Here is a 24,119-nt window from a genome sequence, read left to right on the forward strand (position 1 = left end):
CGGCCCCACGGTGTCCAGTTTGGGCCCGACATTTGGCCGTGGAGCGATGACCAACTCCTGGACCGACATCAAGAATACCGATCTCGTGATCGTCATGGGCGGCAATGCTGCCGAAGCGCATCCCTGCGGCTTCAAATGGGTGACCGAGGCGAAACACCATCGCGGCGCCAAGCTGATCGTCGTGGACCCGCGGTTCACGCGCACGGCCAGCGTGTCCGATTATTATGCCCCGATCCGCCCCGGTTCCGACATCGCCTTTCTGATGGGGATGATCCGGTGGATGATCGAGAACGACAAGGTGCAGTGGTCCTACGTCAAGGCCTTCACCAACGCCTCGCTGCTGGTGAAAGAGGAATTCGGCTGGGCCGACGGCCTGTTCACCGGCTATGACGAGGAAAAGCGCGACTATGACCGTTCCAGCTGGGAATATCAGCTGGGCGAGGATGGCTTTGCGCTGACCGACCCGACGTTGCAGCATCCGCGCTGCGTCTGGAACCTGCTGAAAGCCCATGTGGACGTGTATACGCCCGAGATGGTCGAGCGGATCTGCGGCACTCCGAAAGAGCGGTTTCTCAAGATCGCCGAGATGATCGGGGAATGTTCGTCGCCGACCAAGACCATGACCTCGATGTATGCGCTGGGGTGGACGCAGCACGCCAAGGGCTCGCAGAATATCCGCGGCATGGCGATGTTGCAGCTGATCCTGGGCAATATCGGGGTGCCGGGTGGCGGCATGAACGCGCTGCGCGGTCATTCCAACATCCAGGGGCTGACCGACATCGGGCTGATGTCGAACCTGATCCCGGGCTATCTGAACATCCCGACGGAAAAGGAACCCGACTGGGAAACCTACATGAAGTCGCGGCAGTTCAAGCCGCTGCTTCCCGGCCAGACCAGCTATTGGCAGAACTACTCCAAGTTCATGGTTTCGTTCCAGAAATCCATGTGGGGTGACGCGGCGACGGCGGAAAACGACTGGGCATACCACTATCTGCCCAAGCTGGACGTGCCCGCCTATGACATGCTGCGCATGTTCGAGCTGATGGATCAGGGCAAGGTGAACCTGTATTTCTGTCAGGGCTTCAACCCGCTGCTGGCGCTGTCCAACCGCGGCAAGAACACCTCGGCGCTGTCCAAGCTCAAGCTGCTGGTGGTGATGGACCCGCTGCAGACCGAGACCGCGCGGTTCTGGGAAAACCACGGCGCGTTCAACGACGTGGACCCGGCCGCGATCCAGACCGAGGTGATCGAGCTGCCGACCTCGTGCTTTGCCGAGGACGAAGGCGCGCTGGTCAACTCGGGCCGCTGGCTGCAGTGGCACTGGGCGGCGGCCGAGCCGCCGGGTCAGGCCAGGCACGACACCTGGATCATGGCGCAGATCTTCAACCGGGTGCGCGAGCTTTACGCGGCCGAGGGGGGCGCCTTCCCCGATCCGATCCTGAACCTGACCTGGCCCTATGCCGATCCCTCGACGCCGATGCCAGACGAGCTGGCGCGCGAGATGAACGGCACCGCGCTGGCCGATGTGACCGACCCCGCCGACCCGACCAAAGTGCTGACCGCGGCGGGCAAGCAGGTGACGTCCTTTGCCGAACTGCGCGATGACGGCTCGACCGCCTGCGGCTGCTGGATCTATTCCGGCTGCTTCAACGAGGACGGCAACAACATGGCGCGGCGGGACAATTCCGACCCCTCGGGGCTGGGCGTCCATTCCAACTGGGCGTGGAGCTGGCCGCTGAACCGGCGCACGCTGTATAACCGCGCCTCGGCCGACCTTGACGGCAAGCCGTGGGATCCCGAACGGGCGCTGCTCAGCTGGAACGGCGAACGCTGGGAGGGCCACGACGTCCCCGACATCGCGCCCACCGCCAAGCCGGGCGAGGTGATGCCGTTCATCATGAACCCCGAAGGCGTGTCGCGCCTGTTCAGCCGGGGCATGATGCGCGACGGGCCGTTCCCCACGCATATGGAGCCGTTCGAATCCCCGGTGCAGAACGTCTTCAACGACCGGATGCGCGGGAACCCGGTGGCGCGGATGTTCGAAAGCGATGCGGCGACGCTGGGCACCTCGGACGAGTTCCCCTTTGTCGCCACCAGCTATCGCCTGACCGAGCATTTCCACTACTGGACCAAGCACAACAAGGTGAACGCGGCGATGCAGCCCGAGTTCTTCGTCGAGATCAGCGAAGAGCTGGCCGTCGAAAAGGGTATCCAGCGCGGCGGCAAGGTGCGGGTCTGGTCCAAGCGGGGCGAGGTCTGGGCCAAGGCCCTGGTCACCAAGCGGATCAAGCCGCTGACCTGCGACGGCAAGACCGTCCATGTCGTCGGCATCCCGCTGCACTGGGGCTTTGTGGGCGCGGCGAAAAAGGGCTGGGGGCCGAACAGCCTGACGCCCGCCGTCGGTGACGCCAACATCGAGACGCCGGAATTCAAGGCGTTCCTGGTCAACATCGAACCCGCCACAGGGGAGGCTCTGGCATGACGATGGCTCCCGATCTTGACAGCCCGCGCACCGCGGTGGCGAACCCGCCGGTGCAGCCGATGGAAAGCAACCTTGGCCAGGGGGACGTGGTGCGTTCCTCGGCCGGGGGGCCGGTCGCGGAAAGCCCCCGCGACCTGACCGACGTGGCCAAGCTGATCGACGTCAGCAAATGCATCGGCTGCAAGGCGTGCCAGACCGCATGTGTGGAATGGAACGACACGCAGCCGGAAATCGGCGTCAATGTGGGGGTCTATGAAAACCCCCACGACCTGACCCCGGAAATGTATACGCTGATGCGGTTCACCGAATACGACAACCCGGAGACCGGCGATTTCGAATGGCTGATCCGCAAGGACGGCTGCATGCATTGCGTCGATCCGGGCTGTCTGAAAGCCTGCCCGGCGCCCGGCGCCATCGTGCAGTATTCCAACGGCATCGTGGATTTCATCAGCGAGAACTGCATCGGCTGCGGCTACTGCATCTCGGGCTGTCCCTTTGACATCCCGCGGCTCAGCCCGACCCAGCATGTCGTCAAGAAATGCACGCTGTGTTCGGACCGGGTGGCGGTGGGGCAGGGTCCGGCCTGCGCCAAGGCCTGCCCGACCCAGGCGATCACCTTTGGCAGCAAAGAGGACATGACCGCCCTTGCCGCCGAACGGATCGAGGATCTGAAGTCGCGCGGCTACGACAACGCCGGGCTTTACGACCCGCAGGGCGTCGGCGGCACCCATGTGATGTATGTGCTGCATCACGCGGACAAGCCCTCGATCTACAACGGCCTGCCCGACGATCCGAAAATCTCGGACGTGGTGCAGGGGTGGAAAGGCCCGACCAAGCCCGCCGGCATCGCCGCAGTGGGGCTTGCCGCAGTGGGCGCCGCCGCGATGGCGCTGTTCACCCGCAGCCGCGTCACGCCCGAGGACGAAGCCGAGGCCGCCGAGCTGGTGCAAGAGGAAATGCGCGGCTCTGCCCGGCCTGACGACAGGGGGACCGCGTGATGACGCAGCGTGAATATTCGGAAAGCACCGACCGCATCGTCCAGACCGAACCGGTGGTGGTGAAACGCTACATCACCTTTACCCGGGTCAACCACTGGTTCACCGCGCTGTGTTTCATCGTGCTGATGCTGTCGGGGTTCGCGCTGTTCCACCCGGCGCTATTCGGGCTGACCGCTCTGTTCGGCGGCGGGCAGAATGCGCGCTGGCTGCATCCTTTCGTTGGCGTCGCGCTGTCGATCAGCTTTCTGGGGATGTTCCTGCAACTGGCGCATCTGAACATCCTGCGGCGCGAGGATCTGGTCTGGACCCGGCACATCACCGACGTGGTGTCGGGAAACGAGGAACGCCTGCCGGAACTGGGCAAATACAACTTTGGCCAGAAGCTGGTGTTCTGGGGGATGTTCTGGCTGATCCTGGTGCTGCTGATTTCCGGCGTCGCCATGTGGATCCAGTATTTCCCGGAACTGGTGTCGATCGAAACCCGGCGCATCGCGATCCTGGTGCATTCGGTTTCGGCGGTGCTGATCGTGCTGGTGTTCATCCTGCATATCTTTGCCGCCTTCTGGACGCAGGGCACCATCAGCGCCATGACGCGCGGCACGGTGTCGGGCGGCTGGTCCTGGCGCCACCACCGGAAATGGCTGCGGGAACTGGCTAGACGGCAGCGGACGAAGCCGGCAGAGTAACCCTGCCCCGCGGCCGGTCCGACCCGGAGGAGACGCAATGACCGAAGACACCGGAATCCGGCCCGACATGATCGGCGGCGTGCCTGCGCCGCCGCTCGCCATTCTGCCCAGGCCCTCGCGGCTGTTCACCCGGCGGGCTGAACGGTTCGCGCATCTGGCCGGGGCCTCGGCCAATCTTGCCCCTTACCTGAATTTTCTGGCGGCGCTGTGCCTTGTGCAGGCACGGCTGGCGGATGATCTGCCCGCCCCCGCCGCGCCCGATGCCGGGCGGGTGGCACTGGCGCGGGCCAGCCGGATGCCGCCGCTGGACCGGCAGGCGCTGGTGGACGATCCCGCCGTGGGTGCGGCGCTGGATGCGCTGATCGCGGCGGCGGGCGCGATCGAGATGCCCGCCCCGGCGCGGCTGGCGCTGGACGCGCTGCGCGCCGCCACGCCCGAGGATCGGCGCTGGCTGATTTCCAATATCATGGACGACATGATCCCCTCGGACAGCGCCGCACCGCATCTGTTCGTGGCCGCGGCTGTGCAGGTCCACATGGCGCAGCTTGCCGCCTTGCTTGACGCCGACCAGCTGGTCGCGATCCGCACCGGGGTCTGCCCGTCTTGCGGCGGCCGGCCGGCCAGCTCGGTCATCACCGGGGTGATGGGGGCCGAGGGCACGCGCTATGCCGCCTGCGCCTGTTGCCAGACCCTGTGGAACGAGGTGCGGGTGAAATGCCTGTCCTGCGGCTCGACCAAGGGGATCAGCTTTCACTCGGTCGACGATGGCTCGGGCGAAGATGACGCGGACAAGGGCGCGCAGGTCAAGGCCGAGTGCTGCGACGAATGCAGCGCATGGGTCAAGCAACTGGCCCAGAACCGCAACCCGGCGCTGGACCCCATCGCCGACGACGTGGCGAGCCTGGGGCTGGACGCGCTGATGCAGGACGGCAAGTGGCGCCGGGCCGGGTTCGACCCGTTCCTGATCGGCTATTGACGGTCTTTGATGACGGGGATGCGCGCCCTGCCCTCGGTCGACCGGCTGCTGTCGCTGCCGCAGGCGGCGGCGCTGATCGAAAGCCACGGCCGCCTTGCCACCACCAACGCAATGCGCGCCGCGCTGGACGATGCGCGGGCAGAGCTGCGCAAGGGCGGCGCGGCACCTGACGGCGCCGCGATTGCGTCCCGCGCAGGCGCCGCGCTGGATGCCGCGGGCCAAAGCGCACTGCGCCCGGTGCTGAACCTGACCGGCACCGTCCTGCACACCAATCTGGGCCGCGCCCTGCTGGCCGAAGCCGCGGTCGAGGCCGCAGCCGCCGCCATGCGCGCCCCCGCGGCGCTGGAATACGACCTTGCCACCGGCCGGCGCGGCGAACGCGATGCGCTGGTCGCACCCCTGATCTGCGAGCTGACCGGGGCCGAGGCCGCCACCGTGGTCAACAACAACGCCGCCGCGGTGCTGCTGGTGCTGAACACGCTTGCCGAGGGGCGCGAGGCCATCGTCTCGCGCGGCGAGCTGGTCGAGATCGGCGGCGCCTTTCGCATCCCCGACGTGATGCGCCGCGCGGGTGTGCGGCTGGTCGAGGTCGGCACCACCAACCGCACCCACCCCCGCGACTATCGCGACGCCGTCACCCCGGACACCGGGCTGCTGATGAAGGTGCATCCCTCGAACTACCGGATCGACGGGTTTACCGCCGCCGTTCCCGCACCTGAGGTCGCGGCGATGGCGCGGGATGTGGGCGTGGCGATGCTGAACGACCTTGGCTCGGGCACGCTGGTCGATCTGACCCGCTGGGGGCTGCCGGCGGAACCCACCGTGCGGCAGGCGGTGGCCGAGGGCGCTGATATCGTGACGTTTTCCGGCGACAAGCTGCTGGGGGGTCCGCAGGCCGGGTTCATCGTCGGCCGCGCCGATCTGATCGCGCGCATCAACCGCAACCCGCTGAAACGCGCCCTGCGGCTGGACAAGATCCGGCTGGCCGCGATCGAGGCGACGCTGCGGCTTTACCGCGACCCCGACCGGCTGGCCGAGCGCCTGCCGACGCTGCGGATGCTGACCCGCCCGCGCGACGACATCGCGGCACAGGCGCAGCGGCTGCTGGCGCCGGTGGCGGCGATGCTGCCGGAATACCGCGTGCAGGTGGTGGACTGCACCAGCCAGATCGGTTCCGGCGCGCTGCCGGTCGAGGCGCTGCCCTCGGCCGCGCTGGCCTTCGGCGGTGATACCGGCGACGCGCCGGAACGGCTGGCGGCGCGGCTGCGCGCCCTGCCCCTGCCGGTGATCGGGCGGATCAGCGACGGCGTGCTGCTGCTGGACCTGCGCTGCCTGCCCGACGACGGCGCGCTGCTGGGGGCGATTTCGGGACTGGCGGCGGCGCGATGATCGTCGGCACCGCGGGGCATATCGACCACGGCAAGACGGCGCTGGTGCGGGTGCTGACCGGCACCGACGCCGACCGGCTGGCCGAGGAAAAGACCCGCGGTATCACCATCGAGCTGGGCTTTGCCTATGCCGATCTGGGGGATGGCGGCATCACCGGCTTTGTCGATGTGCCGGGGCATGAACGTTTCGTCCACACCATGCTGGCAGGCGCGGGCGGCATCGACCTGGCGCTGCTGGTGGTGGCGGCCGACGACGGGGTGATGCCGCAAACGCGCGAGCATCTGGCGATCCTTGACCTGCTGGGGGTCCACCGCGGCGTCATAGCGCTGAGCAAGGCCGATCTGGCCGACGACGCGCGGCGGGCAGAGGTGACGGCGCAGATTGCCGCCACGCTGGCCGGCACCGGGCTGAATGGCGCGCCGGTGCTGCCGGTATCCTCGGTCACCGGCGAGGGGATCGAGACGCTGCGCCTGACGCTCGCGCAGGCGGCGGCTGCGACCAAGGCGCGGGCGCTCGACCGGCGTTTCCGGCTCAGCGTGGACCGCAGCTTTGCGCTGAAGGGCAGCGGCACGGTGGTGACGGGGACGGTGCTGTCGGGGCAGGTCTCGGTCGGCGATACCGTCACCGTTTCGCCCCGCGGGCTGGCGGCGCGGGTGCGGGCGATCCATGCGCAGAACCGGCCGGTGCAGACCGGCATCGCCGGCCAGCGCTGCGCCCTGAATCTTGCCGGCGACGGGGTGTCGCGCGACGCCATCCACCGCGGCGACATGGTGCTGGACCCGGCGCTGCACGCGCCCAGCGACCGCATCGATGCCACGCTGCGGGTGCTGGGGTCCGAGCCGCGCCCCATCGGCACCTGGTTTCCCGCCCGCCTGCACAGCGGCGCGGCCGAGGTCGGCGCCCGCATCGTGCCGCTGGCCGAGGCGCTGATGCCGGGGGCCGAGGGGCTGGTGCAGCTGGTGCTGGACGCGCCGCTCGCGGCCTCGGTCGGGGACCGCTATATCCTGCGGGACGTGTCGGCGCGGCGCACCATCGGCGGCGGCGTGTTCGTCGATCTGCGCGCGCCCGCGCGCCGCCGCCGCACGCCGGAACGGATGCTGCAACTGGCCGCGGCGGCACAGCCGGACGCGGAACAGGCGCTGCGCGCGATGCTGGCGGCGCCGCCCTTCATGGTCGATCTGGGGGTGTTCATCCGCGACCGGGCGCTGGGTCCGGATGCGGCGGCGCGGCTGGCAGGCGCGGCGGTGGTGCTGGATGCGGGCGGCTCGAACGTCGCGCTGTCGGCCGACACCCATCGCCAGCTGGTCGGCGCGATGCTGGATACTCTGGCCCGGTTTCACCACGAGGCGCCCGAGATGCAGGGGCCGGGGCGCGAAAAGCTGCGGCTGGCGCTGACCCCGCGCCTGCCCAAGGACGCCTTTGCCGTGCTGCTGTCCGAACGCATCGCGGCGGGCGATGTGGTGGCCGAGGGGGCCTTTCTGCGGCTGCCCACCCATATCGTGCGCCTGTCCGAGGCGGATGAGGCGCTGTATTTGCGCATCCTGCCTGAACTTTCGGGCGAGGCGCGGTTCCGCCCGCCCCGCGTGCGCGACATGGCCACGGCATGGGATATTCCCGAAACCGACGTGCGTCGCGTGCTGCGCATGGCGGCGCGGCAGGGGCGCGTCGATCAGATCCGCCACGACCATTATTTCCTGCGCGCCACCACCGCCGAGATGGTCGGCATCATCGCCGAGGTCCAGGCCGAGGCCCCGGACGGCTGGGTCACCGCCGCCGCGTTCCGCGACCGGGTGCAGAACGGCCGCAAGGTCGCTATCGAGATCCTCGATTTCTATGATAGGCAGGGAGTCACCTTGCGCCGCGGCGACCTGCGGCGCATCAATCCGCATCGTGCCGATCTTTACGGCGGCTGACAGGTTACGGAGGAGAATCGTCCCCGGTGGGGCGGCCGGACTTCAAATCCGGTTGGGGCAGCGTGCCTGTCCCGGGTGGGTTCGACTCCCATTCTCCTCCGCCAGTCCTGGCGAGCGGGGGCGCTGCCCCCGCACCCCCGGGGTATTTCAACCAGAAAGAAGCAGCCGGGGCCTAGCCCTTGAGGTCCAGCCCGCGCGAAGTCGGGGGTTGCCAACTGCGCGATTCAGGCACCGCGCCCGACGGGTTGGTGCCGATGGTCGAGCCGCCCACTCCGCCGGTCCAGCCCGAGGATCCGGCGCTGCCGGGCGAGGTTCCGTCCGGGGCTTCGGGGTCGGGCGGGGTCGCGGCGACGGCAACGCTGTCGGGGTCGGCCTGCCCCGAGGTTTCCAGCGATTGCGGCGACGGGGTTTCAGCGGCGGGCGCCGTGGTTTCAGCCTGTGACGGCGCGGCAGTCGGGGCAGCATCCGGGGCGGCCCGGGCGCGGGCTGCCTCGGGCGAGGTGGCGGCCTGTTCCGGCTCGGTCGGCACGCCGTCCACCACCGGCGTCGGTTCAGGCGCGGGTTCATCCGCCGGGTCAGCAGGCTGCGGTTCAACCGGCGGCGCGCTGTAGTCGGGCGCCACCGCGCGTGCGGCGATGGGTGCCGGGATCAGCGGATCGTCCACGGGAACCGGGGTAAAACCCGGCGGCTGGGGTTCCGTTGCGGTCGGGCCGGGTGCGGCCTGGCCCGCGGCGGGCGGTGTGACCGCCGGCTGGTCTGGCACGGGAGCCGCCGTCTGCGCCAGCGCGGGGCCGGCGGCAAGCAGGGCGGTCAGCAGGAACATCGGGGCGTATCGCTGGGTCATCTTCCGGCTTTCATCTGGCTTGCGGTTTGCGTCGTCGGACCAACCCCCACCGGCACCGGCGGTTCCCCCCTTACGGCAGATGCGCGGCGATGGCGCGGCCCAGCGCGAACAGCCGCTGTTCCAGAAGCACCGGCGATTCGCAGACATAGGTCAGGCTTTGCTGGCGGTCGGTGAACACCCGCATGTCGATGTCGAGCGCGCGTTCCTCGGCGTCGATGGCGTCGAAATCAGGGGGATCGGCGGTTTCCAGTTCCGCCATGTGGCGGCGGCGGGTCTCCACCTGCCCGGCCAGCGCCACCTGCGCGTGGCCATAGCGCGAAATGCCCTGAATGATGGTGGCGCGCTGCGTGTCGATGCGCTGGAATACCGCCTGCATCAGCAGGGCCAGCGCCTGAGCATCGGCAGTGGCGGCGAAATCGGCGATCTCGGATTCCGCCTCGTCCAGGGCCATGCGGCGCTGGACCAGCCTTTCGGCCAGCGCCGCGGTTGCGGGCGGGGTCGCCGCGCCCTCGGCCGGGGGCGGGCCGGACCAAACCTGCCCCAGCGACAGCCGCGGTTGCAGGCGCTGGATACAGGGCCAGTCCGCCGTGGGCGTGGCCGCCGGTGCCGCGACCGGCACCAGCAGCGCCGCTGCCAGCAGAAGATTGCGCATCATCCCCCCTTTCGCCGGATCCCCAGCCCTCGGCCCGGATCATACATCAGCACCGCCCCGCCAAAGAACAGCGCCAGACACCCCAGCACCACCCCAAGGGACAGCCAGTTCACCTGAAGGTAAAGGGCAAAGCGGATCAACTCGACCGAATGGGTGAAGGGGTTCAGCGCGCAGATATCATGCAGCAGCACCGAGGATTCCCGCATCCGCCACAGCGGGTAAAGCGCCGAGGACGCAAAGAACATCGGGAAGATCACGAAGTTCATCACCCCCGCAAAGTTTTCCAGCTGCCGGATGGCCGAGGACAGGAACAGCCCCATCGCCCCCAGCATCAGCCCCGACAGCAGCAGCGCCGGCAGCAGCGCCAGATAGCCCATGACGGGCGGCCGGATGCCCCAGAACCACGCGATCAGCAGGAAGGTATAGACCTGGATGATCGAGACGATCACCCCCGCCACCAGCTTGGACGCCAGCAGGAACCAGCGCGGCCAGGGGCTGACCAGCAGGGTCCGCATCGCCCCGGTTTCACGGTCATAGACCATCGACAGCGACGACTGCATCCCGTTGAACAGCTGGATCATCGCGCACAGGCCGGGGGTGACGTAGACCTCATACAGCACATAGGTCTGATAGGGCGCGGTGATCGACAGCCCCAGCACGGCGCGGAACCCCGCGGCAAAGATGAACAGCCAGACCAGCGGCCGCACCAGCGCCGCCAGAAACCGCCCGCGCTGGTTGACAAAGCGCAGCGTCTCGCGCCGCGAGATGCCGGCAAAGACCACCCACCAGCCGGTCATGCCCCCGGTCCTCATGCCGGGATTCCGGTCAGGTCAAGAAAGGCGCGGGTCAGGTCGCCGTCGGGCGCGGCCTGCGCTGCAAGCCCGGAAAACAGCACCCGGCCCCGATGGAGGATCACCAGCCGGTCCGAGGGCGCGATCTCGTCAAGGATATGGGTGGCCCACAGCGCCGACACCCCCTGTTCCGCGATCAGCCGGCGGGTCAGGGAAAGCACCTCGGCGCGGGATTTCACGTCAAGGCCCACGGTCGCCTCGTCCAGCAGTAGCAGTTCGGGGCGGTGGATCAGGGCGCGGGCAATTTCCGCGCGGCGCATCTGCCCACCCGACAGCGCCGAGACCCTTGCCGCCGCCTTGTCGGCCAGATCGACCTGGGCCAGCACCTCGGCCACGCGGGCGCGGGCTTTGCTGCGGGGGATGCCGTGCAGGGCGGCGTGATACATCAGGTTCTGCTGCACGGTCAGGTCGGCATCCAGCGCCCGGGACTGGAACACCACCCCCAGCCGCCGCAGCGCCGGGGCGGGGTCGCGGCGCAGGTCGTGGCCCGCGACCTCGATCACGCCCGAGCGGTTCGCGTAAAGCCGCGTGATCAGGTTGAACAGCGTCGTCTTGCCCGCCCCGTTCACCCCCAAAAGCGCGGTGAAGCTGCCGCGCGGAACGGTCAGCGACACATCGTCCAGCGCGCGAAAGGCGCCGAAACTGTGGCTGACGTTCTGGACGGAAAGTGCTTGTATGGTCATGCGGCGAATTGAGGGGGCGGAACCCCGCCCCCGTCAAGCGATCAGCGGATGTTGAACACGGCCTGCTGCGTCTCGCCGGACGATCCGGGGATCGACAGCGTGTAGCGGCCGGGCATGATGGCGATAAAGCTGATCGTCGCCTCGCCCGCGTCGTCGAACTCGATCGAGTGGACACCCATCGGGCGGATCTCGATGTCGTTGATGACCACCTCGTTGATCCAGACGGCGCGGAAGAAATCGCCGCCCGACAGCGCCAGTTCCTGGGTGCCGTCCGCCTGGATCTTGATGCGGTAATAGCCGCCCGATTGCAGGGAATATTCACCCTCGGCCACCGGCTTGCCCGAGGACAGGGTCAGCGGCGCCAGATCTTCGCGGTTCGCGCGGGTCATGATCCCCGAGGGGCCGAAATCATGGTGCTGGACGGTGCTGGCCGCGGCGGCCGGGGCGTCATCATCATCATCGTCGTCGTCATCCCCGTCCGCGGCGGCGGGGGCGGTCTGCGCCGCGCCGTCGCCGTCGGGCGCAGCCTCGGTCTGGGCCTGCGCGGGCACCCCGATCAGCGCCGCCAGCATCGCGGCAATCAACAGCCTGGTCATGTCTATCTCCCTTTGGTGTGTTCCTGGCAGGTCGGATCAGTTCGGCGCGACCACCACGCCCCAGGGCTGCTGCCCCACGGGGATCGAGCGCAGCGCGGTGTTGGTGGCCACGTCGATCACGGTCACGTCGTTCGAGTTGCCGTTGGTGGTGTAAAGATGTTTTTCGTCGGGGGTAAAGGCCAGCTGCCAGACCCGCTGCCCGACAAGGATATAGTCCGTCACCTCAAGCGATTCACCGTCGATCACCGCCACGCGGTTCGCCGGTCCCAGCGCCACGAACACCTTTTTGCCGTCGGCGGTGACGCGCACCCCCACCGGCTGGATCGCCTCGGGCAGGACGCCGGGGATGTCAAAGCTGATCACCTTGGCGATTTCCTGCGAGGCCGGGTCGATCACGGTGACGGTGCCGCCGATTTCGGCGCTGACGAACAGCTTGCTGCCGTCGTGGTTGAATTCGGCAAAGCGCGGGCGGCTGTCCACCAGCACGTTGGCAAAGATTTCAAAGGTCTCGGCGTCGATGAAATGCGCCATGTTGGTGGTTTCCGAGGTGTTGATCACCACCTTGCCGTCGGGGCTGACCCCCATGCCTTCGGGTTCCACCCCGACCGGAATTTCGGCCAGCATCCTGTGGGTCTGGGTGTCCACCACGGTGACCAGATTGTCGTCCTCGTTGGCGATATACAGCGGGTTGCCCGAGGGGTGCAGCACGAACAGCTCGGGGTCGGGGCCGGACGGCAGGGTGTGTATTTCCTGCATGGTTTCGGGGTCAAAGACCCGCACCAGATCGTCGTCCGAGGCACAGACATACAGTTCCTTGCCGTCGGGGCTGATGGTGATGCCGCGCGGGCGGTTGCCCACCGGATAGGTCCCCAGCACCTCAAAGGTGTCGCCGTCGATCACGGTGACGTCGTTGCCCTTTTCGTTCGAGACATAGACCTTGGCGGCCAGCGCAGGCGTGGCGGCGATGGTCAGCAGCAGGATGGCGAGTGCGTGTTTCATCGTCCCTCAGAATTTGCAGGCGCTTTCGGGGCGGTCGGTGCCCAGCGTATCCAGCGCGGTGACTTGATGAAGATACTGGTCCTGCGGGCTGACACTGGTGGTCACCAGCCCGGTGGTCAGCAGGATCGGCTGGCGCAGCTGGTGGTCCCAGTCGCGCAGCGTCAGTTTCTGGCCCTTGAAGCCCGCCACCTGGAAATCCTCGGACAGCATGAATTGCATCAGCGTGTCGGGGTCGGCGGATCTGGTCTGGGTCGCGGCCTCGCCCACCATGCGCAGGGCGACCCATGCCTGGTAATCTTCCTCGCGGATGTTGCGCTCGTTCAGCTTTTCAAAGCGGTTCTGGAACTGTGTGGCGCCCCAGGCTTCAAGCGCCGGGTGCCAGCTGCGCGGCACCAGCCCGGACGATCCCGCAACCAGCCGCGCGTCCCAGGTGTGATAGGGCATCCAGTCGGCAAAGACCCCGTGTTCGTCGGCGGTGATCATGATGTCGTAATCGGGGGCGCGCTGGGTGAACACCGGCAGCTGCTGCTGGACCTGCACATGGCCGGAATCAGTGCGGCGGGCGCCGCCGGTATCCTCGAACTCTCGTTCCTCGACGATCTTGGCGCCGAATTTGGCGGCGGCGCGGCGATAGGCGTCGGCCAGCGCGATATCCTCGGGGTGGCTGCCGTGGACCAAGAGCCAGCGCGGCCAGCGTTTCCACATCAGGAACTGCGCCAGCCCGTCGGCCAGCATGGCGTGGCTGGGGGCGGTGTGGATGAGATTGGCGCGGCAATCCGCCCCGCGCAGCGCATCGCCCCGTGCAGCGGCGTTGAAGATCAGCGCCCGGTCGCCGGCCTGATCGGCCAAGGCCAGCGTGGTCGCGTCATCGGCCAGCAGCACGACAAAGCGGATGTCCTGCGCAAGGATCGCATCCAGTTCGGCCGACGCCGTTTCCGGGGTGGCGGTAACCTCGACCGCGTCGAAATCCTGCCCCATGAAGCGGCCGGTGGTGTCGTTGTCCTCGATCGCCAGCCGCGCCCCGGCAAAGCCGAGATCCTCGGGCGCGACCTCGAGCCGCGAGATCGGGGGCAGCGCGGGCTGGTCCACCCGCAGCACCGCGGCGCGGACCAGCTGCGGGTCGTCCGGGGTCTGGGCGGCGGCTGGCAGGATCCCCGCGGCCACAAGAAACAGCACCGGGGCTGTGACGGTTGAGCGCATGGCATTTTCCTCCGCAATCAGTGTCCTTGGCCGCAACCCATTGTGCAAGCCGCGAAAAATTCCCCGTGGAATACCGGTTTTGCCTGCGACCTTTGGGTTATGGCGGGCGCGGGACCGGGGGCTGGCCCCCGGACCCCCAGGATATTTCCACACCAAAGACGGGCAAGCGCCGCGATCAGTCGGGGATGTCGGCGAAAGGCTGGGCCGGCTCTGACGTTCCGTGAAATGCCAGCCATGCGTCGGTGCCGCCGGGGAACCAGCCGACGCGGGAATGGCCGCGCAGGATGGCACGGCGGGCGGCGTTCCAGCTCATCCAGCAGTCGGACTTGCAAAAGAACACCAGCGGCGCGGCGCGGTTGTCGCCGGTCAGCCGGTCGAGCGCGGCGTAAAAGGCCGATTCGGCCTGCGGGGCAAGCCGTTCGTAGCCTGCGCCGGGCAGCCACACCGCGCCGGGGATGGTGTCATGCTCGGGGTCGCGCCACAGCGTGCCCGCAGGAAGTCCGTTGGGGCGGCGGATCTGCGGCATGACGTCGATCAGCGTGGCGCCGTCGGCCTGCCAGCCCGCCGCGGCTTCGCTGTCCAGCACGGTGGCGCCTGCCAGCGTTGCCGGCACCGGGGCGTCGTAAGGCTCGCCCCGAAAGCCGTGCGGTTCGGGGGGTGGGGTCGCGTGGGCAGCAGCGGCGGCCAGCAGCAGGGCCAGCGCCGCCAGTCGCGTCATTCCCGGGGCGCCTTGCCGTAGTCGTCCACCAGCGGCACGCCCGCCTCGCGCAGGATGGCGTCGATGTCATCCTGGTTGCGGCGGATGAGGCTGTTCAGCTGCCGCTTCCATTCCTGGTCGCTTTGCCGCACCCCCATGGTGATGCGATAGTAAAGCCGCGGCCCGCCCTGTTCCCCGAGCAGCGGGGTGAATTGCAGGTCCGGGTCGTCCTTAACCAGCGGCCCCGCCAACGGTCCCCACAGCACCGCCGCATCCAGCGAGCCGTCGCGGACGCCTTGCAGCATGTCGCCGACCGGGTTTTCCACCCGGCGGTCCACGAACAGATCCCAGCCGCGCATGTCCTTGGCCAGCCCGGCCCGCGCCATATGCGTTGCGGGCGGCGTTCCCGCCACCACGCCGAGGTTGCGGCCCCTGAGCGCCGGATCGGTCAGGTGATCCACCGAGGCCAGATCGCCGTCCCTGCGGGTCACGATCCCATAGACCGAGGTGTAGTAATGGTTGGTGTTCTGCACCAGCTCGTCACCCTGTGCATATCCGATGACCAGATCGCAATTTCCGTCGAGCAGCGTCTTGCGCACAAACCCCATACCCTGCGGGAACCAGAAATACCGCAGCGGCAGCCCCAGCCGGTCGGCCAGCAGCTCGGCGATGCGGTTTTCGAACCCCGTGCCGTCCTGGGACGACATCGGCAGGGCTGCGGGGTCCGAACACACCCGCAGCGCCGAGGTCGAGCGCAGGTCCGCCACCTGCGCCCCCGCCGCCGTCGCGACCAGGGTGGCGGCGGCAAGCAGGACGGCCAGCGGGCGCAACTCAGCCCTCCATGCAGGAGGTTTCCTGCGCGGCGAATTCATCGGACTTGGCCTCTTTCTCGGCCGGGCGGCCGCGCGGGATGGCGCCGGTGCCGCGGGCGAGCAGATAGACATAGATGTCGTCGATATAGCACCAGGCGTTGCGGTTGGTGCCAAAGGCCGGCATCACCAGATTGGCGGCAGTGTTGACGTCCTGCTTGCCCGAGGCCGCGATCTCCATGAACTCCCAATAGTCCATCTTTTTGGTCACGCTGTCTTTCAGACCGGGGGCATAGGTGGAACCCTCGCCGTCCGGGCCGTGGCAGACGTGACATTCCGAATGATAGCGACGGTAGCCCGAAAACGTCGCGTAATCCACCACGCCGTCCTGGACCTTGAAGGTCGGCAGATCTTCGGCGTTATACCAGCGTCCGTTTTCCATGTGGTCGGGTTCCAGGTCCAGTTCGACGCCCTGTGCCGCCACGCCGGTCGCTGCTGCGATCGCCAGCCCCAGCGTCAGGATACCACCGACGGCCCACCCGGTGTTTGCTCGGATCATCTTGCCTCTCTCTCCCCTTCAGGCTGTCTGCGGGACAGTTCCGCCCCGAGGTTATCCCCGGGGCGGCTGTCGTATAGTCACACCTTGGTCGTGTATCGCGGGCCCGATCAGCCGGGGACTTCGAACACCGTCAGCTGGCCACCCAGCGCGGTGTAGTCGGCCAGCGCCGCGTAACCGCCCACCGCGCCCAGACCCTCGGTCGAGCCGGTCAGCCCGGCCGCAAGCCCGATCCCGGCCCAGCCGCCGACCCCGGACAGCACGCCGATATACTGCTTGTCGTTGTGCATATAGGTCATCACGTTGCCGATGATCCCCGAGGGGGTCTTGAACCGATACAGCTCATCGCCGCTGTCGGCATCGACGGCCTTGAGATACCCTTCGAGCGTGCCATAGAACACCACGTCACCCGCGGTGGCCAGCGCCCCCGACCAGACCGAGAACTGTTCCGGGTTCGACCACAGGATCTCGCCCTTGATATTGTCCCAGGCGATGAAATTGCCCATGCCGCCGTGGCTGTCAGGCGCCGGGAACATCGACAGCGTCGCGCCGACATAGGGCTGGCCGGCGGTATAGGCGACGCGGAACGGCTCGTAATCCATGCAGACGTGGTTCGTCGGCACATAGAACACGTTGGTCTTGGGCGAATAGGCTGCCGGCTGCATGTCCTTGCTGCCCAGCGCGGCCGGACAGACGCCGGTGGTGTTTTCATCCTCGCCGTTCTGCTCGGTCGAGTATTGGGCGACGACCTGCGGGCGGCCATACTGGTCGCTGTCCGGGTCCATCTCGACATGGGTGGCCCAGTTCACCGCGGGGTCGAATTTCTCGGCCACCAGCAGCTCGCCGGTTTCGCGGTCTAGCGTATAGGCAAAGCCGTTGCGGTCGAAATGGGTCAGCAGCTTGCGCATCTGCCCGTCAACTTCTTGGTCGGTCAGGATGTTTTCGTTGACGCCGTCATAGTCCCATTCGTCGTGGGGCGTCATCTGATAGAACCATTTGGCCATGCCGGTGTCGGCGTCGCGGGCCATGATGGTCATCGACCATTTGTTGTCCCCCGGACGCTGCGCCGCGTTCCAGGTCGAGGGGTTGCCGGTGCCGTAATAGAACAGGTTCAGGTCCGGATCATACGAGAACCAGCCCCAGATCGGGCCGCCGCCGATTTTCCACTGATCGCCTTCCCAGCTGTCAAGCGAGCTGTCGGCGCCGATGGGCTTGCCCAGATGGGTGGTGGTCTCGGGGTCGACCAGCATTTCGTCGTCGGGGCCGGTGGAATAGGCTTTCCACGCCTCGGTCCCGTCGGCCAGATTCAGCGCCGTGACCCGGCCGCGGACCCCGTATTCGCCGCCCGAGATGCCGACCATCAGCTTGTCCTTGACCGGCATGGTGGCCATGGTCAGGGTTTCGCCGATGGCGGGATCGCCGATCTTGGTGGACCACTTGACCTCGCCATTCGCGGCGTCAAGCGCCACGACGGTGGTGTCGGCCTGCGGCAGAAAGATCATGCCGTCCGCATAGGCGAGGCCGCGGTTGACGGTATCGCAGCACATCACCGCGATCACGCTGGGATCCTGCACGGGTTCATACCGCCAGATGATGCGGCCGTTGTCGTTCAGGTCCAGCGCATAGACGTTGTTGGGGAAAGGCGTATGGACATACATCACGTCGCCGATCACCAGCGGCGCGCCTTCGTGCCCGCGCAGCACCCCGGTCGAGAACGTCCAGGCGACGCGCATGTCGCCGACGTTGTCGCGGTTGATCTGGTCCAGTTCGGAATAGCGCGTGTTGGCGTAGTCCATCGTCGGCAACGCCATCTGCCCCGGGTTGGCGATTGCCTCGTGAACGCTGTCGTTGGCCAGAACGGCCGAGCTGGACAGCAAAAGCGCCACGGTGGCGCCGGTCAACGTCAGTTTCATCTTGTCCTCCCCCTTTTGCCCGGCACCCGGTCAGGAATGCGAGCGTCAGGAACAGGTTTCGCGGGGACGGAGCTTTCGTCAACGTTTGTATGCCGAAACTAGCCAGAAAGTCTTAGTGCTTTCGGCAACCCGGCGGGAAGTTTCGGCAATTCCCCGCCGGGCCGGCAGCTGCGCGAGCTCAGGCCAGCCGCTCGGCGTGCCAGAAGACGTGGTCGCCGATAAAGCTGTTGACGAAGAAATAGCTGTGGTCATAGCCCGGCTGCATCCGGAACCAGCCCGGTTGGCGACGCGCCATCATCGCCTGCGCCAGGGTTTCCGGCTTGAGCAGGTCCAGGAACTGGTCGCTGGCGCCCTGATCGATCAGCACCTCGCCCGGATAGCCGCGTTCGGCCATCAGCAGGGTGGAATCATGCGCCTGCCACGCAGCGCGATCCTCGCCCAGATAGGCGCCCAGCTGCTTGCGGCCCCAGTCCGATTCGGTGGGGTTGGCGATGGGCGCAAAGGCCGAGACGCTGCGATAGCGGTCGGGATGGGTCATGGCGATGGTCAGCGCGCCGTGGCCGCCCATGGAATGGCCGGTGATGCCCTGCGCCTGCGCATCCACCGGGAAATTGTCGCAGACCAGTGCCGGAAGTTCCTCGACGATATAGTCCCACATGCGGAAATGCGGTGACCAGGGGTTTTGGGTGGCGTTGACATAGAACCCCGCGCCTTGGCCCAGATCATAGGCGTCGTCGTCGGCCACCCCTTCGCCGCGGGGCGAGGTGTCGGGGAACACCAGCGCAATCCCGGCCTCGGCCGCGAATTGCTGGGCGCCGGCCTTGGTCATGGCGTTTTCATGCGTGCAGGTCAGCCCCGACAGATACCACAGCACCGGCACTTTGCCGGCCTGCGTATCCGGCGGCAGATAGACGGCAAAGGTCATGTCGGTGCCGGTCGCCTGCGACTTGTGGCGATAGACGCCCTGAATGCCCCCGAAGCTGCGGTTTTCCGAGACGGTTTCCAGCGTCATCGCCTAATCCCCTTTCGTCAGATCGTGATACATCACCAGCGCGTCCACATGGCCGAGCCGCGGGTGATCAAAGGCGCCCGGCAGGCGGCCGACAACCTCGAACCCGGCCTTCTGCCACGAATGGACGGCATCTTCGTTGGTGGCGACGACAAAATTGAACTGCATCGCCCGGAATCCCTGCGCGCGCGCCCAGGTCTTGGCGTGGGCCACCATCGTGGCCGCAATGCCGCGACCGCGGGCGTCCTTGTGGGTCACGAAGCCCGCATTCGCCACATGGGCGCCGCCGCCGGGGCGGTTGCGGCCGATATGGCTGCTGCCCAGCACCCGCCCGTCCAGCTCGGCCACGAACACCGAAAACGGCGCCGCGAACCAATCCGCCAACGCATCCCCGCGCGAGATGTCGCGGGGAATGCAATATGTCTCTCCGGCCCGGTAGACGGGTTCGAGGATCGCCCAGATCGCCTCGTGATCGGCCGGGGTGGCGGGGCGGATCGCCACCGCCACCGGCCGTGTCCCGGCCCCGGCCGCTGTGAGGGTCATTTCAGCTCGTCAACGCTGCGGATCACCCGGCCCAGCAGGCCGTAATCCAGCGCCTCTTGCGTGTTCAGCCAGAAATCGCGCTGGGTGTCCTTTTCGATGCGTTCCACGCTTTGCCCGGTGGCATCGGCAAAGATCTGGTTCAGCCGGTCGCGCATCAGCCGCACCTGTTCGGCCTGGATCATCATGTCCGACGAGGTGCCGCCGATCCCGCCCGAGGGCTGGTGGATCAGGAACCGCGTATTGGGCAGGCAGAAACGGTTTTCGCGGTCCGCGCCCACAAAGATCAGCGCCCCGGCCGAGGCCACCCAGCCCGAGCCGATGGTGCGCACCGTGGGGCGGATGAACTTGATCACGTCATGGATCATGTCGCCCGATTCGACATGGCCGCCGGGCGAGGAAATCAGCATGTTGATCGGCTTGTCGCTGTCCTCGGCCAGCGCCAGCAGATGCGAAACCGTGCGCTGCGCCAGCTTGTCGTTGATCGTGCCGGCCACGATCACCGTGCGCGAACGGAAATACAGCCGGTCGATCGAGGGGCTTTGCGGCAGGCCCAGATCCTCGCCCTGCTGCCGGTCCTCGCGCCGCTCATCCTCGTCGTCGTCGTCATCGTCGTCATTCAGGCTGTGGGGCGGAAACGGGCGCAGCATGGGTCATCCTTTCAGCATTGCGGCGGGCACCCGGAACGGGCCCCGCCGCAGTCTTACCTAAGCAACCCTTGAGGATCAGTAAATAACGACCGAGCGAATGGATTCGCCCGCGTTCATCAGATCGAAGCCCTTGTTGATGTCGTCCAGCGGCATCGTGTGGGTGATCATCGGGTCGATCTCGATCTTGCCGTCCATATACCAGTCCACGATCCTGGGCACATCGGTGCGGCCGCGGGCGCCGCCAAAGGCCGTGCCCTTCCACACCCGGCCGGTGACCAGCTGGAACGGGCGGGTGCTGATTTCCGCCCCCGCCGGCGCCACGCCGATGATGATCGACTGGCCCCAGCCGCGGTGGGTGCATTCCAGCGCATCGCGCATCACCTTGACGTTGCCGGTGGCGTCAAAGCTGTAGTCGGCGCCGCCGATCTGGTCGAACGGGGTCTTGGTCAGGTTGACGATTTCCTGCACGACCGAGCCTTCGATCTCGTTGGGGTTGATGAAATGGGTCATGCCGAAATGCTCGGCCATTGCCTTTTTGTCGTTGTTCAGATCAACGCCGATGATCATGTCGGCGCCGGCCAGACGCAGGCCCTGCAACACGTTCAGCCCGATGCCGCCCAGCCCGAACACCACCGCTTTCGCGCCGATTTCGACCTTGGCGGTGTTGATGACCGCGCCGATGCCGGTGGTGACGCCGCAGCCGATATAGCAGATCTTGTCGAAAGGCGCGTCCTCGCGCACCTTGGCGACCGCAATTTCCGGCAGCACCGTATAGTTCGAGAACGTCGAGCAGCCCATGTAATGGTGGATCGGGGTGCCGTCGAGCATGGTGAACCGGGTGGTGCCGTCGGGCATCAGCCCCTGGCCTTGCGTCCCGCGGATCGCGGTGCAGAGGTTGGTCTTGCCCGACAGGCAGGACGCGCATTGCCGGCATTCGGGGGTGTAAAGCGGGATCACATGGTCGCCCGGCTTGACGCTGGTGACGCCGGGGCCGACCTCGACCACCACGCCCGCGCCCTCGTGCCCGAGGATGGCGGGAAAGATTCCCTCGGGGTCGTCGCCCGAGCGGGTGAATTCGTCGGTGTGGCAGATGCCGGTGGCCTTGATCTCGACCAGCACTTCGCCGGCCTTGGGGCCTTCGAGATTGACCTCCATCACCTCAAGCGGTTTGCCGGCTTCCAACGCGACGGCGGCACGGGTTCTCATGGTATTCTCCTTGGATTGCGGCCGTCTGGCCCGTCATGGATGCCGAAAGGGGCCGGTCGATGGCCGGCCCCCGGTGGCTGATTTTGGGCGCGCCTACACGTCAAGCGTATTGAGCTTGCCGGATTTCGTGGCGACATGGGTCGCGATGGCGTCCATCAGCGGCGGCGACAGCGCGTCATAGGGTTCCAGTCCCAGCTCTTTCAACCGCGCGCGCACCGCGCCCATGCGATCGGGATTCACCCCTGATTCGATGGCCGAGGACACAAAGGCCGCAAATTCGGGCGGCGACCAGCCGGTTTCGTCCGACAGTTCCGTGTGGACGAAATCCAGCCCGTAGAACGGATGTTCGGTATTTTCGATCCGCCCATACATATGCGCGCCGCAGCCGTTGCAGGCGTGGCGGCGGATCGGGGCGTCGGGATTTACCGCCGCAAGCTTGTGACCGTTGCGAGTGACCTCGACCGCGTCGCGGCTGACCACGGCGACCTGGCTGAAGGCCACGCCCTGCGGTTTCCAGCACTTGGTGCAGCCGCAGACGTGGTTATGGGCGGTCTGGGCGCTGATGCGGACCTCGACCGGGTCGGCCGAACACAGGCAACGCAGTGTGCCGCCGGCGAAATCCGGGCGGGCCTGCGCTGTCACCCCGTGATCGACGGCGGGGTGAATTCTGGGGACTGCGGTATCTGATGGCATGGTCCGTCCTCCGCTGGTGCGTGGCAGCAAGGTTAGACGGCGGCCGGCAGGGATCAAGTCGGATGAAGGTTGTATCCCTGCCGCCCGAAAGGGCCTAGCCGGCGGGGGTCGAGGACACCCCGACCTGCGCCGCGCGCAGCAGCCGGTCGTGAATGCGGAACCCGTTCACCATGACCTGGATGATGTCGCCGGCCTTGGTGCCGGGAACCGGGGCTTCGAACATCGCCTCGTGCAGCAGCGGGTCGAAACGGTCGCCGACGGCGGGGGCGATCACCTCGATCCCGTGGCGGCCGAACACGTTGGAAAGTTCGCGCAGGGTCAGCTCGACCCCCTCGACCAGCTGCGGGGCGGTGCTGCGGTCGGCGGCCTCGATGGCGCGGTTCAGCGCGTCATAGACCGGCAGCAGGTCGCGGGCGAGCTTGCTGCCGCCGTAATTTTCAGCCTCGCGCCGGTCCTTTTCGGCGCGCTTGCGGGCGTTTTCGGCGTCGGCCAAGGCACGCATGAAGCGGTCGCGGTATTCGTCGCGTTCGGCCAGCACCGTTGCGATGCGCGAATCGGGGCCGTCTTCGTCCACCGGATCCAGCGCCAGCAGATCGTCCGGGTCGATATCATCACGCAACTGGTCGGGCTGGCCGTTCGGGGTCTGGGTGTCGTTCATCTTTCATCCTTTGCGGTCGGAGAGAACCCGGCCGACCAGCTGTGCGGTATAGTCAACGATCGGCACGATTCTTCCGTAATTCAGGCGCGTCGGTCCGATCACCCCCACCGCGCCCACGATCTTGCGGTCAGCGTTCATATAGGACGAAACCACCAGAGAGGAACCCGAAAGTGAGAAAAGCTGGTTTTCCGAGCCGATGAAGATGCGCACGCCCTCGGCCTCTTCGGCGAGTTCGAGGAAACGGGCGATGTCGCGCTTGCGTTCGAGGTCGTCGAACAGGCTGCGGATGCGGTCAAGATCGGCCGCTTCGTGTTCCAGCAGGTTGGCGCGGCCGCGCACGATCAGCTGCGGGTCGGGGGCATCGGCATCCCACGAGGCCAGCCCGGTTTCCACCAGCTGCGCGGCGAGACTGTCCAGATCCTGCCGGGCGCGGGCCAGATGGTCGGCAATGTCGCGGCGCAGCTGGGTCAGGGTCTGGCCCTCGCCCCGCGCCGACAGGAAATTGCCGGCCTCGCGCAGCGAACTGGGGGTCTGGCCCGGCGGCGGCGTGAACAGGCGGTTTTCCACACGCCCGTCGGCAAAGACCAGGATCACCAGCGCCCGGTCGGGGGTGATGCTGACAAATTCGATGTGGCGCAGGGGGGCTTCGTCCTGACGCGGCATCAGCACCACCGAGGCGCCGCGGGTGATGGTGGACAGCGCGGTCGAGACCCGGTCCAGCAGCGCCCCGGTGTCAGACGGGCCGTCGCCCACGATACTGGCAATATGGGCGCGGTCCTCGGGGCCGACGGGGCCGATCTCCATCAGCCCGTCGACGAACAGGCGCAGGCCAAGCTGGGTCGGAAACCGCCCGGCCGAGACATGCGGGCTGTCCAGCAGCCCCATGAATTCGAGATCCTGCATGATATTGCGGATCGTTGCCGCTGAAACCGACATGCCGCGGGTCAGGCTGCGCGAGCCGACTGGATCGCCGGTTTCCAGATATGCCTCGACCACGCGGCGGAAAACCTCGCGGGAACGGTCGTTCAGGTCGGAAAACTGCTGCGGCTGGGGCATTCGGGTTGCGGTGGACCGGACGGGGCCTGTAATTGGCGTGACTCTTGCGTTTGGCCCGGTTGG

General features: G+C 67.1%; 24 protein-coding genes and 1 tRNA gene. 7 read left to right on the plus strand and 18 right to left on the minus strand.

The genetic code is table 11. The features are described from left to right. Positions 1-10 precede the first annotated feature (10 nt). From fdnG to BLW83_RS12485, 7 genes are all read left to right on the plus strand, one after another. A complete protein-coding gene (fdnG, locus tag BLW83_RS12455; RefSeq protein ID WP_218139129.1) occupies positions 11-2,482 on the plus strand; it encodes a formate dehydrogenase-N subunit alpha in 2,472 nt (823 codons plus the stop codon). Next, a complete protein-coding gene (gene fdxH, locus BLW83_RS12460; protein ID WP_090848563.1) occupies positions 2,479-3,480 on the plus strand; it encodes a formate dehydrogenase subunit beta in 1,002 nt (333 codons plus the stop codon). Before fdnG ends, fdxH begins: the two co-directional genes overlap by 4 nt. After that, positions 3,480-4,166: a formate dehydrogenase subunit gamma gene (locus BLW83_RS12465; protein WP_090848564.1), complete on the plus strand. Its 687-nt coding sequence runs from the start codon at positions 3,480-3,482 to the stop codon at positions 4,164-4,166. Before fdxH ends, BLW83_RS12465 begins: the two co-directional genes overlap by 1 nt. Before the next feature lie 37 nt (positions 4,167-4,203). Beyond that, positions 4,204-5,142, plus strand: coding sequence for a formate dehydrogenase accessory protein FdhE (gene fdhE, locus BLW83_RS12470; protein WP_245728851.1), 939 nt, complete (start codon positions 4,204-4,206; stop codon positions 5,140-5,142). 9 nt (positions 5,143-5,151) lie between these two features. Continuing rightward, positions 5,152-6,531, plus strand: a complete 1,380-nt coding sequence (selA, locus tag BLW83_RS12475) for an L-seryl-tRNA(Sec) selenium transferase (protein WP_090848565.1) — start codon at positions 5,152-5,154, stop codon at positions 6,529-6,531. Continuing rightward, positions 6,528-8,444 (plus strand): selenocysteine-specific translation elongation factor, encoded by a 1,917-nt coding sequence (gene selB / locus BLW83_RS12480; RefSeq protein WP_090848566.1) that lies wholly within the window; start codon positions 6,528-6,530, stop codon positions 8,442-8,444. The genes selA and selB overlap by 4 nt, the downstream gene beginning before the upstream one ends. Before the next feature lie 8 nt (positions 8,445-8,452). Beyond that, positions 8,453-8,548 (plus strand) — tRNA-Sec (locus BLW83_RS12485). A gap of 68 nt (positions 8,549-8,616) precedes the next feature. Here the strand turns inward: BLW83_RS12485 and BLW83_RS12490 are convergent. The 18 genes from BLW83_RS12490 to hrcA all read right to left on the minus strand — a co-directional run bounded on the left by BLW83_RS12490 (position 8,617) and on the right by hrcA (position 24,056). Then, positions 8,617-9,288, minus strand: a complete 672-nt coding sequence (locus BLW83_RS12490) for a hypothetical protein (RefSeq protein ID WP_143042838.1) — start codon at positions 9,286-9,288, stop codon at positions 8,617-8,619. A gap of 70 nt (positions 9,289-9,358) precedes the next feature. After that, on the minus strand, positions 9,359-9,940 hold the full coding sequence (locus tag BLW83_RS12495; protein WP_090848568.1) for a hypothetical protein: 582 nt from the start codon (positions 9,938-9,940) through the stop codon (positions 9,359-9,361). Next, the gene (locus BLW83_RS12500; protein WP_245728853.1) at positions 9,940-10,737 is read right to left on the minus strand and encodes an ABC transporter permease; all 798 of its coding nucleotides are present in this window, start codon (positions 10,735-10,737) and stop codon (positions 9,940-9,942) included. Before BLW83_RS12500 ends, BLW83_RS12495 begins: the two co-directional genes overlap by 1 nt. 11 nt (positions 10,738-10,748) lie before the next feature. Then, complete coding sequence (locus tag BLW83_RS12505) at positions 10,749-11,474, minus strand: ABC transporter ATP-binding protein (protein ID WP_090848570.1); 726 nt, start codon at positions 11,472-11,474, stop codon at positions 10,749-10,751. A gap of 41 nt (positions 11,475-11,515) precedes the next feature. Further along, positions 11,516-12,070 carry a cupredoxin domain-containing protein gene (locus BLW83_RS12510; RefSeq protein WP_090848571.1) on the minus strand — a complete coding sequence of 185 codons (555 nt, stop codon included), beginning with the start codon at positions 12,068-12,070 and terminating at the stop codon, positions 11,516-11,518. Between the two features lie 36 nt (positions 12,071-12,106). Then, the gene (locus BLW83_RS12515) at positions 12,107-13,069 is read right to left on the minus strand and encodes a YVTN family beta-propeller repeat protein (protein WP_090848572.1); all 963 of its coding nucleotides are present in this window, start codon (positions 13,067-13,069) and stop codon (positions 12,107-12,109) included. Between the two features lie 6 nt (positions 13,070-13,075). Continuing rightward, entirely contained in the window at positions 13,076-14,269 is a 1,194-nt protein-coding gene (locus tag BLW83_RS12520; protein WP_090848573.1) for an ABC transporter substrate-binding protein, read from the minus strand. A gap of 175 nt (positions 14,270-14,444) precedes the next feature. After that, on the minus strand, positions 14,445-14,987 hold the full coding sequence (locus tag BLW83_RS12525; protein ID WP_090848574.1) for a rhodanese-like domain-containing protein: 543 nt from the start codon (positions 14,985-14,987) through the stop codon (positions 14,445-14,447). After that, the gene (locus BLW83_RS12530; protein WP_090848575.1) at positions 14,984-15,838 is read right to left on the minus strand and encodes a substrate-binding domain-containing protein; all 855 of its coding nucleotides are present in this window, start codon (positions 15,836-15,838) and stop codon (positions 14,984-14,986) included. Before BLW83_RS12530 ends, BLW83_RS12525 begins: the two co-directional genes overlap by 4 nt. Further along, complete coding sequence (locus tag BLW83_RS12535) at positions 15,798-16,334, minus strand: c-type cytochrome, methanol metabolism-related (protein WP_090848576.1); 537 nt, start codon at positions 16,332-16,334, stop codon at positions 15,798-15,800. Before BLW83_RS12535 ends, BLW83_RS12530 begins: the two co-directional genes overlap by 41 nt. A 107-nt stretch (positions 16,335-16,441) precedes the next feature. Further along, positions 16,442-18,244 carry a methanol/ethanol family PQQ-dependent dehydrogenase gene (locus BLW83_RS12540; RefSeq protein WP_090848577.1) on the minus strand — a complete coding sequence of 601 codons (1,803 nt, stop codon included), beginning with the start codon at positions 18,242-18,244 and terminating at the stop codon, positions 16,442-16,444. Positions 18,245-18,422: 178 nt separating this feature from the next. Beyond that, positions 18,423-19,256, minus strand: coding sequence for an S-formylglutathione hydrolase (fghA, locus tag BLW83_RS12545; protein ID WP_090848578.1), 834 nt, complete (start codon positions 19,254-19,256; stop codon positions 18,423-18,425). A 3-nt stretch (positions 19,257-19,259) separates the two neighbouring features. Continuing rightward, entirely contained in the window at positions 19,260-19,796 is a 537-nt protein-coding gene (locus BLW83_RS12550) for a GNAT family N-acetyltransferase (RefSeq protein WP_090848579.1), read from the minus strand. Further along, positions 19,793-20,443 carry an ATP-dependent Clp protease proteolytic subunit gene (locus tag BLW83_RS12555; RefSeq protein ID WP_090848580.1) on the minus strand — a complete coding sequence of 217 codons (651 nt, stop codon included), beginning with the start codon at positions 20,441-20,443 and terminating at the stop codon, positions 19,793-19,795. The genes BLW83_RS12550 and BLW83_RS12555 overlap by 4 nt, the downstream gene beginning before the upstream one ends. 75 nt (positions 20,444-20,518) lie before the next feature. Beyond that, positions 20,519-21,649: an S-(hydroxymethyl)glutathione dehydrogenase/class III alcohol dehydrogenase gene (locus tag BLW83_RS12560; protein WP_090848581.1), complete on the minus strand. Its 1,131-nt coding sequence runs from the start codon at positions 21,647-21,649 to the stop codon at positions 20,519-20,521. A 93-nt stretch (positions 21,650-21,742) separates the two neighbouring features. After that, positions 21,743-22,342, minus strand: coding sequence for an S-(hydroxymethyl)glutathione synthase (gfa, locus tag BLW83_RS12565; protein WP_090848582.1), 600 nt, complete (start codon positions 22,340-22,342; stop codon positions 21,743-21,745). A 94-nt stretch (positions 22,343-22,436) separates the two neighbouring features. Further along, entirely contained in the window at positions 22,437-23,000 is a 564-nt protein-coding gene (locus BLW83_RS12570; RefSeq protein ID WP_090848583.1) for a nucleotide exchange factor GrpE, read from the minus strand. Between the two features lie 3 nt (positions 23,001-23,003). Beyond that, on the minus strand, positions 23,004-24,056 hold the full coding sequence (gene hrcA, locus BLW83_RS12575) for a heat-inducible transcriptional repressor HrcA (RefSeq protein ID WP_090848584.1): 1,053 nt from the start codon (positions 24,054-24,056) through the stop codon (positions 23,004-23,006). Positions 24,057-24,119: the final 63 nt, after the last annotated feature.

Source organism: Paracoccus alkenifer (assembly GCF_900108405.1).
Classification (GTDB): domain Bacteria; phylum Pseudomonadota; class Alphaproteobacteria; order Rhodobacterales; family Rhodobacteraceae; genus Paracoccus; species Paracoccus alkenifer.

Coding starts and splice junctions, on each gene's coding strand:
- BLW83_RS12530 (WP_090848575.1), bottom strand. CDS start 15,838: ATGAATTCGCCGCGCAGGAAACCTCCTGCATGGAGGGCTGAGTTGCGC.
- selA (WP_090848565.1), top strand. CDS start 5,152: ATGACGGGGATGCGCGCCCTGCCCTCGGTCGACCGGCTGCTGTCGCTG.
- BLW83_RS12465 (WP_090848564.1), top strand. CDS start 3,480: ATGACGCAGCGTGAATATTCGGAAAGCACCGACCGCATCGTCCAGACC.
- BLW83_RS12510 (WP_090848571.1), bottom strand. CDS start 12,070: ATGACCAGGCTGTTGATTGCCGCGATGCTGGCGGCGCTGATCGGGGTG.
- selB (WP_090848566.1), top strand. CDS start 6,528: ATGATCGTCGGCACCGCGGGGCATATCGACCACGGCAAGACGGCGCTG.
- BLW83_RS12520 (WP_090848573.1), bottom strand. CDS start 14,269: ATGCGCTCAACCGTCACAGCCCCGGTGCTGTTTCTTGTGGCCGCGGGG.
- BLW83_RS12540 (WP_090848577.1), bottom strand. CDS start 18,244: ATGAAACTGACGTTGACCGGCGCCACCGTGGCGCTTTTGCTGTCCAGC.
- BLW83_RS12535 (WP_090848576.1), bottom strand. CDS start 16,334: ATGATCCGAGCAAACACCGGGTGGGCCGTCGGTGGTATCCTGACGCTG.
- BLW83_RS12490 (WP_143042838.1), bottom strand. CDS start 9,288: ATGACCCAGCGATACGCCCCGATGTTCCTGCTGACCGCCCTGCTTGCC.
- fdhE (WP_245728851.1), top strand. CDS start 4,204: ATGACCGAAGACACCGGAATCCGGCCCGACATGATCGGCGGCGTGCCT.
- BLW83_RS12495 (WP_090848568.1), bottom strand. CDS start 9,940: ATGCGCAATCTTCTGCTGGCAGCGGCGCTGCTGGTGCCGGTCGCGGCA.
- BLW83_RS12555 (WP_090848580.1), bottom strand. CDS start 20,443: ATGCTGCGCCCGTTTCCGCCCCACAGCCTGAATGACGACGATGACGAC.
- BLW83_RS12560 (WP_090848581.1), bottom strand. CDS start 21,649: ATGAGAACCCGTGCCGCCGTCGCGTTGGAAGCCGGCAAACCGCTTGAG.
- fghA (WP_090848578.1), bottom strand. CDS start 19,256: ATGACGCTGGAAACCGTCTCGGAAAACCGCAGCTTCGGGGGCATTCAG.
- BLW83_RS12550 (WP_090848579.1), bottom strand. CDS start 19,796: ATGACCCTCACAGCGGCCGGGGCCGGGACACGGCCGGTGGCGGTGGCG.
- BLW83_RS12515 (WP_090848572.1), bottom strand. CDS start 13,069: ATGAAACACGCACTCGCCATCCTGCTGCTGACCATCGCCGCCACGCCT.
- fdxH (WP_090848563.1), top strand. CDS start 2,479: ATGACGATGGCTCCCGATCTTGACAGCCCGCGCACCGCGGTGGCGAAC.
- hrcA (WP_090848584.1), bottom strand. CDS start 24,056: ATGCCCCAGCCGCAGCAGTTTTCCGACCTGAACGACCGTTCCCGCGAG.
- gfa (WP_090848582.1), bottom strand. CDS start 22,342: ATGCCATCAGATACCGCAGTCCCCAGAATTCACCCCGCCGTCGATCAC.
- BLW83_RS12500 (WP_245728853.1), bottom strand. CDS start 10,737: ATGACCGGCTGGTGGGTGGTCTTTGCCGGCATCTCGCGGCGCGAGACG.
- BLW83_RS12505 (WP_090848570.1), bottom strand. CDS start 11,474: ATGACCATACAAGCACTTTCCGTCCAGAACGTCAGCCACAGTTTCGGC.
- BLW83_RS12525 (WP_090848574.1), bottom strand. CDS start 14,987: ATGACGCGACTGGCGGCGCTGGCCCTGCTGCTGGCCGCCGCTGCTGCC.
- BLW83_RS12570 (WP_090848583.1), bottom strand. CDS start 23,000: ATGAACGACACCCAGACCCCGAACGGCCAGCCCGACCAGTTGCGTGAT.